General features: G+C 46.1%; 12 protein-coding genes. 1 reads left to right on the forward strand and 11 read right to left on the reverse strand.

All coding sequences use genetic code 11. The features are described from left to right. Positions 1 to 337: 337 nt before the first annotated feature. The 10 genes from panD to WH46_RS10780 form a co-directional block, all read right to left on the reverse strand. Positions 338 to 721: an aspartate 1-decarboxylase gene (gene panD / locus WH46_RS10735; protein ID WP_017812905.1), complete on the reverse strand. Its 384-nt coding sequence runs from the start codon at positions 719 to 721 to the stop codon at positions 338 to 340. Then, positions 714 to 1,619 carry a pantoate--beta-alanine ligase gene (panC, locus tag WH46_RS10740; RefSeq protein ID WP_046226697.1) on the reverse strand — a complete coding sequence of 302 codons (906 nt, stop codon included), beginning with the start codon at positions 1,617 to 1,619 and terminating at the stop codon, positions 714 to 716. The genes panD and panC overlap by 8 nt, the downstream gene beginning before the upstream one ends. A 2-nt stretch (positions 1,620 to 1,621) precedes the next feature. Next, on the reverse strand, positions 1,622 to 2,488 hold the full coding sequence (gene panB / locus WH46_RS10745; protein WP_046226698.1) for a 3-methyl-2-oxobutanoate hydroxymethyltransferase: 867 nt from the start codon (positions 2,486 to 2,488) through the stop codon (positions 1,622 to 1,624). A gap of 503 nt (positions 2,489 to 2,991) precedes the next feature. Further along, a complete protein-coding gene (locus WH46_RS10750; protein WP_046226699.1) occupies positions 2,992 to 3,966 on the reverse strand; it encodes a biotin--[acetyl-CoA-carboxylase] ligase in 975 nt (324 codons plus the stop codon). After that, positions 3,966 to 5,237, reverse strand: coding sequence for a CCA tRNA nucleotidyltransferase (locus WH46_RS10755; RefSeq protein ID WP_046226700.1), 1,272 nt, complete (start codon positions 5,235 to 5,237; stop codon positions 3,966 to 3,968). The genes WH46_RS10750 and WH46_RS10755 overlap by 1 nt, the downstream gene beginning before the upstream one ends. A 12-nt stretch (positions 5,238 to 5,249) precedes the next feature. Beyond that, positions 5,250 to 6,410: an N-acetyl-alpha-D-glucosaminyl L-malate synthase BshA gene (gene bshA / locus WH46_RS10760; RefSeq protein WP_017812900.1), complete on the reverse strand. Its 1,161-nt coding sequence runs from the start codon at positions 6,408 to 6,410 to the stop codon at positions 5,250 to 5,252. A 146-nt stretch (positions 6,411 to 6,556) separates the two neighbouring features. Then, the gene (bshB1, locus tag WH46_RS10765) at positions 6,557 to 7,258 is read right to left on the reverse strand and encodes a bacillithiol biosynthesis deacetylase BshB1 (protein WP_046226701.1); all 702 of its coding nucleotides are present in this window, start codon (positions 7,256 to 7,258) and stop codon (positions 6,557 to 6,559) included. After that, positions 7,255 to 7,680 carry a methylglyoxal synthase gene (gene mgsA / locus WH46_RS10770; RefSeq protein WP_156172274.1) on the reverse strand — a complete coding sequence of 142 codons (426 nt, stop codon included), beginning with the start codon at positions 7,678 to 7,680 and terminating at the stop codon, positions 7,255 to 7,257. Before mgsA ends, bshB1 begins: the two co-directional genes overlap by 4 nt. 102 nt (positions 7,681 to 7,782) lie before the next feature. After that, on the reverse strand, positions 7,783 to 8,586 hold the full coding sequence (gene dapB / locus WH46_RS10775; protein WP_046226703.1) for a 4-hydroxy-tetrahydrodipicolinate reductase: 804 nt from the start codon (positions 8,584 to 8,586) through the stop codon (positions 7,783 to 7,785). 100 nt (positions 8,587 to 8,686) lie between these two features. Continuing rightward, positions 8,687 to 9,037: a nucleotide pyrophosphohydrolase gene (locus tag WH46_RS10780; protein WP_017812896.1), complete on the reverse strand. Its 351-nt coding sequence runs from the start codon at positions 9,035 to 9,037 to the stop codon at positions 8,687 to 8,689. 297 nt (positions 9,038 to 9,334) lie between these two features. On the opposite strand from WH46_RS10780, the gene WH46_RS10785 reads away from it, so the two are divergent. Further along, the gene (locus tag WH46_RS10785) at positions 9,335 to 10,210 is read left to right on the forward strand and encodes a YitT family protein (RefSeq protein WP_046226704.1); all 876 of its coding nucleotides are present in this window, start codon (positions 9,335 to 9,337) and stop codon (positions 10,208 to 10,210) included. Between the two features lie 457 nt (positions 10,211 to 10,667). Here the strand turns inward: WH46_RS10785 and WH46_RS10790 are convergent, their stop codons facing one another. Continuing rightward, positions 10,668 to 15,521: an S-layer homology domain-containing protein gene (locus tag WH46_RS10790; protein WP_082208377.1), complete on the reverse strand. Its 4,854-nt coding sequence runs from the start codon at positions 15,519 to 15,521 to the stop codon at positions 10,668 to 10,670. Positions 15,522 to 15,687: the final 166 nt, after the last annotated feature.

The following is a 15,687-nucleotide window of genomic DNA, read 5'->3' on the forward strand; positions in this document are numbered from 1 at the left end:
TAAATCCTTTCCTTGCAGTCGTCACACCTGATGTCAAAATGTTCACCTATCAGCATACCAGAACAGGACGGTTTTGAAAACGTGGCGAGGTGACGGAAACTGACGCATTCGGCATCCCCATTATCGCGGCTGCCCAGCAATCTCTCCCCGACCGACCCTTTATTCTGTAGATGCATAAAAAAAGGTGATACATGACGTGTTTGACAGGCACGCAGTATCACCTTGCTTAGGCGTTATGTTTCTTTTATTATACATGATTTCCTCTAGTACGCCTACGCATATTATCTACCTGGACAGACTGCAGATCCGGTTCATAGCTCCATGTATATCATTCGCGTTACATAATGGTAGCATGAACCTCTTTGTGGGCTTCCATTACCGGTTTGTTCTGACCGTCCACGAATACAACAGTTGGACGATGTTCCTGAAGTTCTTCATGGCTCATCATGCCGTAAGAGATAATAATAACCGTATCACCAGGTTGTACTAGACGTGCAGCTGCCCCATTCAGGCAGACAACACCGCTGCCGCGTGGACCGGTAATCACATACGTCTCCAGACGAGCGCCATTGTTGTTGTTAACGATCTGCACTTTTTCATTTTCCAGCAGATCTGCAGCTTCCATCAGATCTTCGTCGATTGTAATACTGCCGACGTAGTTCAGGTTGGCTTCTGTCACCGTAGCACGATGGATTTTGGATTTCATCATTGTTCTATACATGAAGGGACACACCTTTCGTTTCCATGATTACATTATCGATCAGACGAGTTGGGCCGAATTTGACAGCCAGCGCCATAATGATTTCTCCATTACATTGGTGAAGAACAGTATCGTCAGCGAGCACTTCCAGCTGCGGGAATGACAGAATCTCTGCGTAATCGATAACGGCGATAGCAGAAGTACCGATTTCCCGGCGTAGAAGTTCGCGTACCTGACCAGCTGTCATCTGCGGATTGCTGATTATTTCTTCACGAGCCAGACGCAGGGAACGGGATAATACCAATGCCTGCTCACGCTCTTCTGCCGAGAGATAGACATTGCGTGAACTAAGTGCCAATCCATCTTGTTCACGAACAATTGGGCAAGGAACAATCTCGATATCCATATTCAGATCATCCACCATCTGGCGAATAACGGCTACCTGCTGGGCATCCTTGGCTCCGAAAAAGGCATGATCCGGTTTGACGATATTGAACAGCTTGGTGACTACAGTCGATACACCATCAAAATGACCCGGACGAGATGCGCCGCAAAGTGTATCGGTCAGCTCTGCTACGCTCACATGCGTCTTGGTTGGCGATGGATACATTACCTCTACCGTCGGCAGGAATACAATATCTACACCTTCTGCTTCCGCTAACGCTAGATCGCGCTGTTCATCACGCGGATAGCGTTCAAAATCTTCATTCGGTCCAAACTGGATCGGATTGACGAAAATACTGATTACCACGATATCGCTCATTTCACGGGCTTTGCGCATCAGGCTGGCATGACCTTCATGCAGGAATCCCATGGTAGGTACCAGACCGACCGTCGCTTCATGATTATGGAGAGAACGCTGTTTGCGAAGGCTTTTCATTTCCTGACGAATCTCTGCGATGCTGTGTAGTACCTTCATGCTTATTCCTCTCCTTTCCCTTTAGCCCCATATAAGGAGTCGAGCGCTTCCTGATCCGGGTTAAACGCATGCTGCTCCGCCGGAAAAGCGCGTGTTTTCACTTCATTTACATACTCTTCCAAAGCTGTGCGGATGGTAGTTCCGATATCCGCATACGTTTTGACAAAGCGCTTTTCGCGATAGGCAGATGTATATTTGACCACATCATGAAATACCAGCACCTGACCATCACACCCGCGTCCTGCTCCGATCCCGATCGTCGGGATAGACAGCTGACCCGTAATCATCGCAGCTGTATCTTCCGTAACCAGCTCCAGTACTACACCAAATGCGCCTGCAGCTTCGAGTGTCTTGGCATCATTCAGCAGACGCTTAGCATCCTGTTCGTCTTTGCCTTGTACACGATATCCACCGATCTGATGCACCGATTGCGGTGTCAGACCGATATGAGCGAGCACGGGCACACCCGCACGTGTAATTGCTGCTACGGTATCGGCAATCTCTGCTCCGCCTTCCAGCTTCACGGCATGGGCATGACCTTCCTGCATAATACGCTTCACACTGCGCAGTGTCTCATCTATACTTCCGTGATATGTCATGAACGGCAGATCCGCCACGATAAAAGTAGACTGTGCTCCACGTGCGACTGCACGGGAATGATAGACAATATCATCTACCGTTACCGGGATAGTCGAATCATATCCCAGTACCACATTGCCCAGTGAATCCCCAATCAGCAGCATTTCTACGCCGGCTTCTTCTGCCAGCTGGGCGGTTGGGTAATCATAGGCGGTCACCATCGTAATCGGATCGCCTTCTTTTTTCATTTTTTTCATTTTAACAATATTCAGCGGCGTTTTGGCTGCCATGTGACATCAAGCTCCTTCTAATCAATATAGTATTTGGACAAAATAAAAAACCTTTTAGTGGTTCACTAAAAAGGTCCAGAGTCCAAAAAAGAGTCACTTTGCGATCATCTCTTCTGTCTCGGTCCAGTTCACGGCTCAGAGCAGAATTGAAGTTAGCCAACACCTCGCTTCGTATGGGTATCCCGAAGAATACATGATTTGGATAGGACAGAATGTAATCAGACAGAAATGTGTTCATTCGTATAGAAAAGCTACCTTCAGGCTGCCGGTCGGATATAATCGAACCGAAAAAAATACCTGCTGCATCTTCATCCTGTCTGACGGTGCTCGCCTGCCAGCTTACACCAAGTTAACATCATAAAGTACGGTTCGGATATGCCGATACCGTCTTCCCTGCTAGTATACCAGAGTCGTTACACAATTTCACTATTTAAAGTTGATTACATTTTATTACTTACCTACCGGAGATATGCAGACCCAGCTGCTATCTCCCTGATACCTTTTTATAAATGAATTTCACCGGAATAGACTGGCAGAATACTGCCGTCTTTTTGCTGGAGCAGCAGCTCTCCGTTATTGCCCAGACCTGTAGCTGTACCCTGCAACTCACCCTGTGGTGTATGAACAGTCAGATGCCGCCCCATTGAGAAAGCCAATGCTTCCCATAAAGCGGCAATCGCCATGAATCCTTGTTGACTATACAGCTGATACATGGCTTCGAGTTCCTGGATCACTGCGGCTACCACCAGCGTACGATCCAGCGGATCTCCACCGCTCTCCATACGCAGGGAAGTGGCAATAGCCTGAAGCTCCTCAGGCAGATCCTCGGCTGCCAGATTCACATCGATACCGATCCCTGCGATAGCATGCCGTACATAACCGTCCTCGGCTGCCGATTCTACCAGAATACCGCATACCTTGCGTCCGTCGATCAATAGATCATTGGGCCACTTGATACCGATATTCAGGTCACTCACACTTCGCAGCGCACGACAGACTGCGACTGCTGCCAGCAGTGTCAGCTGCGGCGTATACTGCAGAGGCTGTACAGGACGCATAATCAGACTCATCCAGATACCACGTCCCGGAGGCGAGTGCCAGTGTCGTCCCTGACGGCCACGGCCTCTGATCTGTTCCTCAGCGATGACCAATGTACCTTCAGGTGCTCCTTCTTCTGCCAGAGCCCGTGCGATATCCTGAGTTGAACTAACAGAGGGGAACAAATGCAGCGGCTGTCCCCAGGAGGTTACCTGATCCAATCGCATGCGCAGGGACACTTCATCAAATCGATCCGGATAACGGGTTATCCGGTAGCCTTTGCGGGTAACCGATTCGAATTCGTATCCTTGCTCCTTGAGCCGATTGATTCCTTTCCATACTGCGGTACGACTGACAGCCATCCGGCGGCTGATCTCTTCCCCTGAGATATATTCACCCGGGCGCTCGGTCAAGAGCGCCAATAGTTGTTCATCGCGCATCAGTGATCCCTCTTTTCATACTGCTGACGGGCATAGTCCAGAATGGCTTCCCGTGTATTGTCCAGTTGTCCAGCAGCCGTTGCCAGCAGAATCTCGTTCATCAGCTTACCCAGCCATGGACCGCCTTTAGCCTGAAGGGCTGCGAGCAGCTCCTGTCCATTGATCTCTACATCACCCAGACTGAATATATTCATTTCATCCAGCCATTGCTTGCCATGTTCTGCAAATATCGCGAGTTGCTGCTGTTCGTTATCCATCAGAACCGGATACAGCTGCTGCCACTGCAACGCCGCCTCACGTCCGTAATGGATAACTGCGGATATATACACTTCAAATAAAGATTCCTCAGCATCCTTACCTGCAGCAGTTAACAGTCGCTCATTCATACGCAGCAGACGGGATACCTGATCCATAAAGGCATTGGAAAATGTCCACTCCTTCATGTACGGCTTCATCCGCTCGCTGTCCAGTCCCATTGCCATCACAATCAGCGTCCAGCGCAGTACAGCGGGGTCTGCCGGAATATCAGCCAATCGCATCAGCAGCTCTGGCTGTTCCGGCGGACATGGAACATTAATTTTCATATCGGGAACAAGCTCGCTCTCCTGTAACAAACGGATTCCTTTAAACGGATAAAGACCGGCGATCATTTTTTCCATTTCAACGCGAATACGTTCGGCGGCAATATACCGAATCAGCGAACGCCGATGCACGAGTGCCTGCCAGGTAGCCGGTTCAATCGTAAAATCAAACACGGACGAAAACCGTATACCACGCAGTATTCGCAGTGCATCTTCCTCAAAACGCTCTTCCGGATCACCTACACAGCGTATAATTCCCTGCTCCAGATCTTCCCGGCCATGAAACGGATCCACATAACTTCCATCGATACCGCGGGCAATCGCATTCATCGTAAAATCCCGGCGGCGCAGATCTTCATACAGATCACTGACAAACTGTACCTGCTCCGGACGCCGATGATCGGTATAGTCACTCTCGGTACGGTATGTAGTTACCTCAAACTGTTCTCCATTCATAATGACTGTAATCGTTCCATGCGCTATTCCTGTCGGGATAGTGTGTTCGAATATATTAATTACCTGTTCCGGTGTGGCATTGGTCGCGATATCCATATCGTTTACCGGCCGCCCCATCAGTTCATCGCGAACACAGCCACCAACAAAATAACCTTCATATCCCTGTTCAATCAGACGACGGAGCAGAGATATACCCTGCTCCGCCATTTGTGGATCTATCCATTTCCAATCCATTGCCGATCCCTCTCAACCTTGTACCGGAGAAGGCTTGGACATCTCGCGTCCCAGCACCCGGTAGTAAATTTGTTCGTATTTATTTAACATCGCTTCATTGCTAAATTCGGTCTGCGCACGCTGGATACACTGTTCACGTACCTGCTGCATCAGCATTGGATCACGCAGCAGCTGTAGCGCATAACCTGCCATTGCTTCCGTATCTCCGATTTGTGCCAGATAACCGGTCTCTCCATGAATGACCAGCTCCGGAATCCCGCCTGCCTGTGAACCGATCGTCGGTACACCGCAAGCCATTGCTTCGAGCGCTACCAGTCCAAAGCTTTCTTTTTCGGAAGGCAGCATAAGAATATCGGCCAGCGAGATCACCTGTGGAATATCATCCTGTTTACCCAAGAAATGTACCCGATCGGTTAGTCCCAGCTCCTGAATCTGCCACTGAATTTTTGGCAAATCCGGTCCTTCTCCAACAAACAGCAGGCGTGAAGGAATCTCGGCATTAATACGGGCAAACGTATCCACTACATCCCCTACCCGTTTTACCGGACGGAAATTGGAAATATGCATAATAATCCGATCATCACCAAAGCCGAAATCTTCACATAATTGGGCAGTTTCCCGTGGATAATAGACCCGTTTGTCGACAAAATTATAAGTTAGATCAATATCACGCGTGATATCGAGCAGCTCATGCGTCTCACGGATCAGATCCTTGGAGACGGCTGTCACTGCATCACTTTCATTAATTGCCAGACGAATCAGATCCTTAAGCGATTCATCCTGAGCCAGCACCGTAATATCGGTTCCGTGCAGTGTCGTTACCACTTTCAGATGATCACCAATCATCTGCTTGGCCAGAAAAGCACAGACTGCATGCGGTACAGCATAATGTACATGCAGTACATCCAGCTGCTGCATTTTGGCTACCTGCGCCATTTTGTTAGCCAGTGTCAGATCATACGGTGGATATTTGAATACGTAATAGTCGTTAACCTCGACTTCGTGATAGAAAATATTTTTGTGAAAAGTTCCCAGACGAAAAGGGACACTATGCGAAATAAAATGCACTTCATGCCCTTTTTCGGCAAGCAGCTTGCCAAGTTCGGTCGCCACGACGCCGGATCCGCCAAGTGACGGATAACAAGTGATGCCAATTTTCAGCATCTTGTCCATAAGGGCAGTCTCCCTTCCTTTAATCCTTCATTAGTTTACATCTTTTGAGGGAAATACTATGCATCTGTCTTCTATTATGATACCTGCGTAAGAGGGATATCCCAATTGTGACAGATGGCTGTGCAATGCGGATACCAAGCGCAGAACTATAGAAGCCGATCCACAACGTAAGGCGTTTTGGTAACGAATCCTTCTGCATAGAGAGTCATACTGCGCTGTCCCGCTAATGAGTCGCGGTAGCGAACACGTTCTACATACCCTTGATTAAGCGGTGTAGCTACAGTATCGCTGTCGCTGCCAAGACCTCCGAACTGGGATGCGTAACAGGATAATGTCTCTATTTTGCGTTCATAATGTTCGCTGATATCGACCATCAGATTAGCCGGCCCCGGATCATTAATAAAATAGAAATACGTCTGCTGTACAGTAACCGGTGGCAGTTCCGGCATATAACGGCGCAGCTTGGCGTTGAAGACAGCTTCTTCCACCAGCTTGCTGCATACCATATGATCGGGATGACGATCTTCCCAGTAGGGAGCAAATACAATTTTCGGTGCACAGCGGCGAATCTCTGCCGTGATCGCATCTAGCTGTTCACGTGATCGTTCCAGCCCCCGGTCAGGCAGCTGAAGATTGTTGCGATAAGCAAGTCCCATCACTTCGGCGGCAGCTGCTGCTTCCTGTTTGCGCAGCTCCACGGTACCATTGGAAGACATCTCTGCTTCGGTCAACTCGCAAATACCTACACGCAGGCCAGCTACGGTATGCTTGATAATGGTTCCTGCCATTCCAATCTCCGCATCATCTGCGTGCGCGCCGAAGATCAGAATGTCCAACTGCTCACTCATTCCACACCCTCCACCGGTTTGTATTTATCCGGCAGTTCACGCCATGCAAAATCGCCACGATCCAGCGCTTTGACCAGAATCTCCGCTGTTGCAATATTGGTTGCTACCGGAATTCCCTGCACATCGCAAATACGCAGTAATGCCGTAATATCCGGCTCATGCGGCTGTGCCATCAACGGATCTCGCAGGAAAATAATCAGATCCAGCTCATTCTGGGCTACCAGCGCACCGATCTGCTGATCGCCGCCAAGCGGACCCGACATAAAGCGGTGAATTTTCAGTTCGGTCTGTTCCATAATACGCAGTCCGGTTGTTCCTGTAGAATACAACTGATGTCCATGAAATACATGTTCATAAGCCGTTACAAAGTTAACCATTTCATCCTTTTTACGATCATGCGCGATAAAAGCAATGTGAAACACAGACATCTCTCCTGTCATTTATCTATTTATAGGTATATTTTTCCGTCACTTCGTTATTAGCCTTAATTATAGAGATACAAGACATTCAGGATAATATGCCGATCAGTCGACAAACTGCTCAAATCCATAGACCATGCCGGTATATTCCATTACTTTCTGTACCCCGATCTTCACACCGGGCATGTATCCTGCACGTTCGTAGGAATCATGACGAATCTTGAGAGACTGTCCAAAGCTCCCAAATATAACTTCCTGTTGAGCGAATACCCCTGGCAGACGAACACTGTGAATGCGGAATCCATCATATTCTCCACCACGCGATCCGGGAATCGTTTCTTTTTCCTTGGGATTACCCTGCTTCATCGATTCACGTACTTCAGAGATCATCTCTGCGGTCTTCACTGCTGTACCCGAAGGTGCATCCAGCTTCTGGTCACCATGGTATTCGATAATTTCCAGATGCGGGAAATGCTTGGCGGCAAGAGCCGAGAAACGCATCAGCAGAATAGCACTGATCGAGAAGTTTGGAGCAATCAAGCCGCCAATACCGGCTTGCTCGCATTTGGTATTTAATTCTTCAATCTGCTCAGGGGTATAGCCTGTAGTCCCCATTACCGGACGGACTCCTGCCGCAATCGCCAGATTGGCATGTTCATAGGCAAATTCCGGGTTTGTAAAATCGACCAATACATCTGCCTGTCCAGCAGCCAACGCCTCCTGAAGTTCGGCAGTGACCAACACACCGGATGTACCCATTCCTACCATTTCACCTGCATCCCGGCCCGCATCGGAACGACCTACAGCTGCTGCCAGCTCCAGTTCCTCATCACCCAGTACCAGTTTAACAACTTCCTTGCCCATACGCCCACCGGCGCCGGCTACTATTACACGAATCGGTTTGTCCATGATTAATCTCCTTTACCGCTTCTATTCATTATCATTATATAGATAGTTATTATAAGTGTGTATCCGCCAAATGAGCCAGTACAATCTGATCCGGCATTATTTATTGATCGTTCTCACCGGTCTGCTCTTCGATACGTGTCCAGCGATCTTTGTCACGGGTATTAAATTTATGCATAACTTTATCATGCGCTTCTGCCAGATCAATCCCGAGCGAATTGGCAAAACAAATCGTAATAAACAGGATATCTCCCAGTTCCAGCTCGATCGAATTATCCGCTTCGTCATTCTTCTTGGGCTTCTCACCATAGGAATGGTTGACTTCACGCGCCAGCTCACCGACTTCCTCGGACATTCTCGCCAGCATAGCCAGTGGTGAAAAGTATCCTTCCTTGAATTGGGAAATGTAGGCATCCACCTCTCTTTGCATTTCCGCGAGTGACTTCTCTGTCATTCCAATCCCTCCGTAACATCCAAATATATAGTATAAAAATTACAAACCATGTATAGGTATGTATACGCTCTACCGAGCTGTCAATACTGCCTATTGCCGAATCCATGACTCCCCCATATAGTTAAGGATGGGCCGGACCGTAACGGGGATTTCATATCATTTTTATGTATGATCCAGCGATATGACTCCCTTTGAATATGTCATTACCATGTTATCCTAAAGCGATTTTGAAAACAAATCCTTTTTACTGTAAATATTGTCCTTGCATTCTACTATTCCACTGGAGGTATTGCTAACATGTCACATCGATTCTGGCGACAATTCCGCGTGATTCTGCCGATTTTATTCGGAGCGGGAGTGTACGCATTTGGTCTGCTTTATTTTATTATTCCCAACAAGTTAATGGAAGGCGGCGTAACGGGGATTACCATTTTGCTGAATTACGCTTTTGGCATCTCTCCCTCGCTGTCTACGCTGATTATCAATATTCCGCTGTTCCTGATCGGTCTCAAAATGCTCGGCCGCAGGCAGATGATCTATACTGGTGTAGGAATCGCTGCGCTGACCTTTTTCCTGTGGTTGTTCGAGCGAATGATTGATATCGGCTGGATCATTCCTTTTCAGACACAGCATGATTATATTCTGGCCGTGCTGTATGCAGGAGTTACACTGGGGATTGGACTCGGCATTGTATTCCGGTTTGGCGGGACGACTGGCGGCTCCGATATTATTGCGACGATCCTGAACCGGGCATTCGGCTGGAGTATCGGCCAGATCATGCTGGCACTGGATATTATCATTATTGGTGGCTCCCTGTTTTTCATTTCCAAAGAGCTGGTATTATACACACTGGTCACCGTATTTATCGCTACCAAAATTATCGATTTTATTCAAGAAGGTGCCTATTCCGGCAAAGCCTTTACCATCATTAGCGATCATGCCGCAGAGATTGCCGAGATTATTATGAAAGAAATGGATCGCGGAGTTACACTGATTCCGGCGATTGGTGCTTATTCCAAGCAGGCCAAGGAAGTCGCCTACTGCGTCGTCTCCCGTCAGGAGATTCGTCGTGTACATAATATCGTAAAATCGGTCGATCCCCGTGCATTCGTAGTTATCAATGAAGTGAACGATGTACATGGAGAAGGATTCCGCGAGGAACTTCACCACTGATCCTTGAGAAACTTCATTACTGATTCTCCGATCTACCTGAATCGTCGAGTCGTGACGATCTGTAGGCATTTTCTATACAGAACTACGATTATGTTTATGGTGTTTATATTATTTGTTGCACCGTTATCGATACTGTCTGTGCAGAATAGATACTATTTATGGATTCCCGTTAATATTTCCGTACAAGATTAAGATCGACCGTTATTTAGATTAACGCCTGCTGTTCATAATCAGACTCTTTATGAAGGTTGCAATTATCTATCGGATAAACTTGATACTATATTTTCCAGAAAAACACTGTATGTATATTAAAAAAAAGCACTGAACGAATTTGTTCAGTGCTTCTTTGTGGGAGTAGGTGATTATACGTGCTGTTCTTCTAATCAATTGTATTGTATTTTGTTTTCAAGGGCTACTAGTGTAAGCACGATTATAATTGATATGGAATATCTTTGGCTTACTTATTCAGCAGTCTATAGATCACAACTGCAGTTTCTTCTTTTGTGATTTTACGCTGGGGTTTGAATTGTCCGTTTTCATAACCGATGAACAGTTCGCCTCCCAGCTTATTAATCGCTGTTTTGGCCCAGTCAGGAATTGTCTTCTCATCACTGAATGAATATACCGATTGTTCTTCTGCCTGGATAAAACTTTGCAAAATGCTGGCGGCTTCTGCTCTGGTAATAACCCGATCCGGCTTGAATGTTCCATCTGGATACCCCTGAATATAGTTCATTTCAGCCGCTTTCACTACATTTGAGGTATACCATTTCCCATCAATATCACTAAACATACCTGATACTGACTGAACAGCAGTCGAACTTTCAAGATCCTGATTTTTGGAACGAAGTAGCATACTTACAAATTCTGCTCTTGTAATTCCAGCTTTGGGATTAAATTTACCAGATTCATCCCCGTTCACAATGCCGCGATCAGCCAGATCATTGATCGCATTTTCTGAATACCGGGCCTTCACATCGATAAATCTATTTGATGGATAAGCATCATTAGTAGACGAAGGCAGCACATCTAGTGAATCAGGATCCTTGGTTAGGGTATCCAAGCTGTGTTGCTCTATGGTAACCAATGGATTTAACATACCAGGAAGAACATTGCCTGTTGTTTTTTCTTTTGTTTTGAATGTGACAGTTTGTATTTCCGATTTGATGCCTGCTGCATTCTCGGTCCATACCTGGATGGTGTATCGATGTGCATCGGACAGATTTTTTAATTCGATGGTTTGCGCTAGTGATCGCTGGAGTTCACTTTGTCCATCAGCGAATACAAATACATCTGAAGAACTTCCATACAGAGCTTTGATCGTTGCCGAGGATGTAGTAATATCAGCTGCATCCAATTGGAATGCTGCAAATGGACGGGTCTCAAATGTAAGCTTGTATAAGTTCCCCAGGATGCCAGTTGAATTCACAGCACGAATCCCGAAATCATTATATGTTGTACTACTTGATAGATGATCAATATATAACTGATTATCCTCGGCAGTTCCGATACATTGATCACCATTATATATATTGTAGGACACGGCTCCCTTAAAAGGCTCCCAACCGATTGTCGCTGAATTGTACTGCAGATCCAGAAGACTCAGCACGTTGGGGGAAGTTGGTACAGGAGCCCCCTGATAGTCTATCCACCGTCGCTCTGGACTTTCCCCGTTCTTCCCTACAGCGGCAATCCCAAAAGAAGATAAAACACCCGCTCCAGGACTGGACAAGCTCACAGTCGTTTCCCTGGTTGTCGCAATGAGTTCCCCATGAGTATTGTAAATACGGTAGTATAGAGCACCTCGCGCAGGCGAAAAGGTCAATTGAAGATCATTATCTGTATTGGAAGATACTTTTCCTGATTCAGGCGCAAGCGGTATCGTCTGGAATTGAAGGAAGCTTGAAACAGATTTTCCACTTTCATTGACCGCATATACATTTGCCGAATACATCTTACCAGCGCTTAGATCGCTTAATTCAATCATTGGAGTTGAGCTTGTATATTCTTTTCCATCCATGACAGCAATATAACTAGCAGCTCCCTGAACAGGTTCAAACTTTATTTTAGCCGAAGTATGGGCAATGTCTTCTATACGCAAATCCTGCTTGATCGGCTCTGGCAGTGTAATGAAATTAGCAGTGGCAGCATCCCCTGTACCGAAATCATTAAAAGGTACAACTGAGATCACATGTACACTACCCGAATGTAGTCCGGAAAATTCATAACTTGTACGCTCTGTTGTTGCTACCTTTGTACCATCCAGATAAATGTCATACCCTTTGGCACCTCGTACATCCTTCCATGTATAGGCAGCAGCGTCAGTAGTGATGCTTTTTGAGATCAACTCTGTTGCTGCAGGTAACGTCCACAATGATATATTTTTAAAATGACTCTGTCCGGATGTATTGCTTACCGCAATAGAGTAATGATAAGAAGTACCCGAAATCAAATTGTGATCCGTGAAAAGAACGTTTGAACCCGGATACGTCACATGGTAATCGTTATAGGTGGTATCTGTAGCCGTTGTATACGTTGCTCCAGTAACGGTGACGATCGGCTGGTTATCACGTTTTACATCGTAGTAGACATCTCCTGTCACACGATCCCACGAGAGCTGAGCAAAATCGGTACCAACTGCTATTACGTTTAGATGGTCAAGTGAAGGCAATGTCAAAAACGTATATCGACTCTCCAGACTTTGTCCGGATGCATTCACTGCCTTCATGCTCAATGTATAGGTATGGTTAGGAGTGAGCTGCTCGAATGTACGGCTCGTATTCATACTTCCTTGCGAGGCTACTACTCCATTTTGGTCGACAAGTTCATATAAGTAGTGCGTAGCAGATTGAACCGATTCTAGTTCTACACGGACCGATGTCTCGGATAATGGGTAGGCACCCTCCACTTTTGTGACGGCAGGAATAGTCATATAACTGCTGCTTACTGATTCTCCTCTACCGGATACATTAATAGGTGTAATGATGTAGGTATATGATGTACCCGGCAATAAATTTGTATCCATAAATGAAGTACTGCCGGCAGGTACATTTATTATTGTCCCTGTTTGCTGGTTGATCACCTCGTAGGTGTCCTCTGTTCTCGCTGGCAGTATCCCTTGAATACTGTCTGATGAAGCAGAGCCCAAGTGAATAGAATCAGCTTTGAGCTTTTCTGGTAGTGCTTTGATTTTGATTTCTTTTGAATGTGCATATGACTCATTGCCTGCTGCATCTATTGCAAGCACATGAACGTACCAAACGCCCTGTTTTTCAGCGGATAATGCAATAGAGAAGTGTTCACTGCCATCGGTCCACTGTGCATTGATATCTGGACGGGTGCTCTGCTGATCTATAACATAACGCACCGATTTTAACGAGCGATCAGCAGCCAAAATATCTACATCCACCTGATTAGCCTGCCAATCCGATCCATCTGGTGTAAATGAAATCACCGGGCCTTCTTTGTCGATATTGGCAACTGTGATCGTTTGCGAAGATGGATTGCCCATCCAGTCATATACTGTAAATGTATAGTCTCCATTCTCTGTTACACTATATGAGGTAACTCCTGATGCCACACTACTTCCATCCGGAAGCACGGTCTTGGTAATCCATGTATCGGGATCTGAAGCAGATACGTAAATTGTATTGCCGTAACGATTCCATTCACCAGATGCAAGGGAGAGATTCAGTTCCGGCTTGCTGTTGTCACTTAGAGTAAGATGCTGTGTTGGACCAATATTGCCATTTCTATCTACTGCTGCGATATGTATATAAGGATTCCCGGCCTCAGGAGATAGGCTCAGCTGGGTCGCGGAAGTTGTAACAGAGCCGGAAGATATCACTGCATTGGCATCATGATCCTGAGTGATAATGTAGCCTGCTATACCGGAAGTAACTATTGCATGAGTAGGATCTTGAACGGGACCCAGCGATCCATCCTTTAACTGACCTTGAATAGTATACGTATAGTCTGACCCATTATCCACCGGTGCTGTCCAGGATAAAACAACATTTTTATTCGAAGGAGAAAAGGAATAGCTGAGATTCTCCACTTGGTTCGGTTTCTGCATATCGACAGCGGTATGATCGGTATAATTCGAATCGTAACCGTCATAGATCTGTTGACCATCGCGGTAGATAATTGCTTTTTGGGCATAGCCAATTTTAAATTCATCCACTTGCATGAGACCATTGGTATTTGAGGAAAAGTTAAGAGTTGCACCATACTTGCCCAGGTCATACTGCGTCGTATCCGCAGGAATATCCAGGCTACGGCTATACGTTGTCCATTCGGGATGATAGCCTATATCCGACATGCCGGTACCAAAATCTCCATATGGAAAAGTTACAAGTGGATCGCCAGGCTGAAAAACATAGCTCCCGTTACTCGTCATCCCGGATGTTCCAATCGTTGTATACCAGAAAGAAGAATTGGAAGAGTCCAGAATCAATGATTGCGTAGCAGCCTGATATCTGTAATAAGCTACTGCCCAGTGCCAATCACTGTTCGCCGAACTCAGTATAGTCAGAAATTCACCGTCAGGCCAATTGGGAGTACCACCATCTACATATACAGGAATCGTTCGAGGCGTACTTGACGAATTCCCGGGAACAATCGACGTTGTATTTCTAAAACGGACTACCTTTCCACTATGGTCTGTTAATGGAAGACCTTTTTTACCGCGAATATCACCAAATCCGACAGATGTTTGATTAATGGACCCTGAGAGCGAACGCATATCATATTGTGCTTGCAAACGTGCTCCCTGCTGTAGACTGTTTATCGAAGTACGCGCCAAACTGGAATCACTGGATACGCTGGGATAGTTATATGCGTTCCCCTGACGATTTGTGATAGTATCCATAATTTGTAATGAAGTGCCTTTATCCGTAGAGACATAAGACTGGTTACCATTACTGCGGCTACCACCATAATAGGTTGAGAATAGATTGGATTCAAAATTGGTCTTATACAGAACTTCACTGTCTGGCATAATAACCGAAAAGTCTAAAGACACCGAATTGGTCCCGGCTTTGATAGACGTAATATCAGCTGTAACATTGGCAGCCCGAGCATTCGGAATAGGTCCGAATACAGAAGATAAAATCAAAATACTCAGGGAGGTCTGCAGTAATTTACGATAAAATATCGGACGTTGGATTTCCTGGCATACAATTGGTCTTGATTCTTGAACAGCAGCTTTCTTAACAGATTTCACAATAAACGCTCCTTCACGAAAACAAAAAAAGCACCCCGCTGTAGATACCAAAGTATCTACAAGCGAGGTGCTTCCTCGTAACTTCATTTAATTGAGTTTATCATACTGCATTTCTATCAAAATGCAAAGGAAAAAATTGGGGCTCTTGTAGCCAATCTCATCCAGATATCATAACTGATAAAAAATCAAATATATATTCAAATCGTTTATCATCTTTTTATAATTTCAAACAGATTAATGATTACAGTGTTTT

The organism is Paenibacillus dauci (assembly GCF_000971985.1).
GTDB classification, from domain to species: Bacteria; Bacillota; Bacilli; order Paenibacillales; family Paenibacillaceae; genus Saccharibacillus; species Saccharibacillus dauci.

What these genes read in the sequence shown, in the direction of transcription:
- WH46_RS10750 (WP_046226699.1), bottom strand. Translation starts at nt 3,966, where the DNA reads ATGCGCGATGAACAACTATTGGCGCTCTTGACCGAGCGCCCGGGTGAA.
- panC (WP_046226697.1), bottom strand. Translation starts at nt 1,619, where the DNA reads ATGAAGGTACTACACAGCATCGCAGAGATTCGTCAGGAAATGAAAAGC.
- dapB (WP_046226703.1), bottom strand. Translation starts at nt 8,586, where the DNA reads ATGGACAAACCGATTCGTGTAATAGTAGCCGGCGCCGGTGGGCGTATG.
- bshA (WP_017812900.1), bottom strand. Translation starts at nt 6,410, where the DNA reads ATGGACAAGATGCTGAAAATTGGCATCACTTGTTATCCGTCACTTGGC.
- WH46_RS10780 (WP_017812896.1), bottom strand. Translation starts at nt 9,037, where the DNA reads ATGACAGAGAAGTCACTCGCGGAAATGCAAAGAGAGGTGGATGCCTAC.
- panB (WP_046226698.1), bottom strand. Translation starts at nt 2,488, where the DNA reads ATGGCAGCCAAAACGCCGCTGAATATTGTTAAAATGAAAAAAATGAAA.
- WH46_RS10785 (WP_046226704.1), top strand. Translation starts at nt 9,335, where the DNA reads ATGTCACATCGATTCTGGCGACAATTCCGCGTGATTCTGCCGATTTTA.
- panD (WP_017812905.1), bottom strand. Translation starts at nt 721, where the DNA reads ATGTATAGAACAATGATGAAATCCAAAATCCATCGTGCTACGGTGACA.
- WH46_RS10755 (WP_046226700.1), bottom strand. Translation starts at nt 5,237, where the DNA reads ATGGATTGGAAATGGATAGATCCACAAATGGCGGAGCAGGGTATATCT.
- WH46_RS10790 (WP_082208377.1), bottom strand. Translation starts at nt 15,521, where the DNA reads ATGAAGTTACGAGGAAGCACCTCGCTTGTAGATACTTTGGTATCTACA.
- bshB1 (WP_046226701.1), bottom strand. Translation starts at nt 7,258, where the DNA reads ATGAGTGAGCAGTTGGACATTCTGATCTTCGGCGCGCACGCAGATGAT.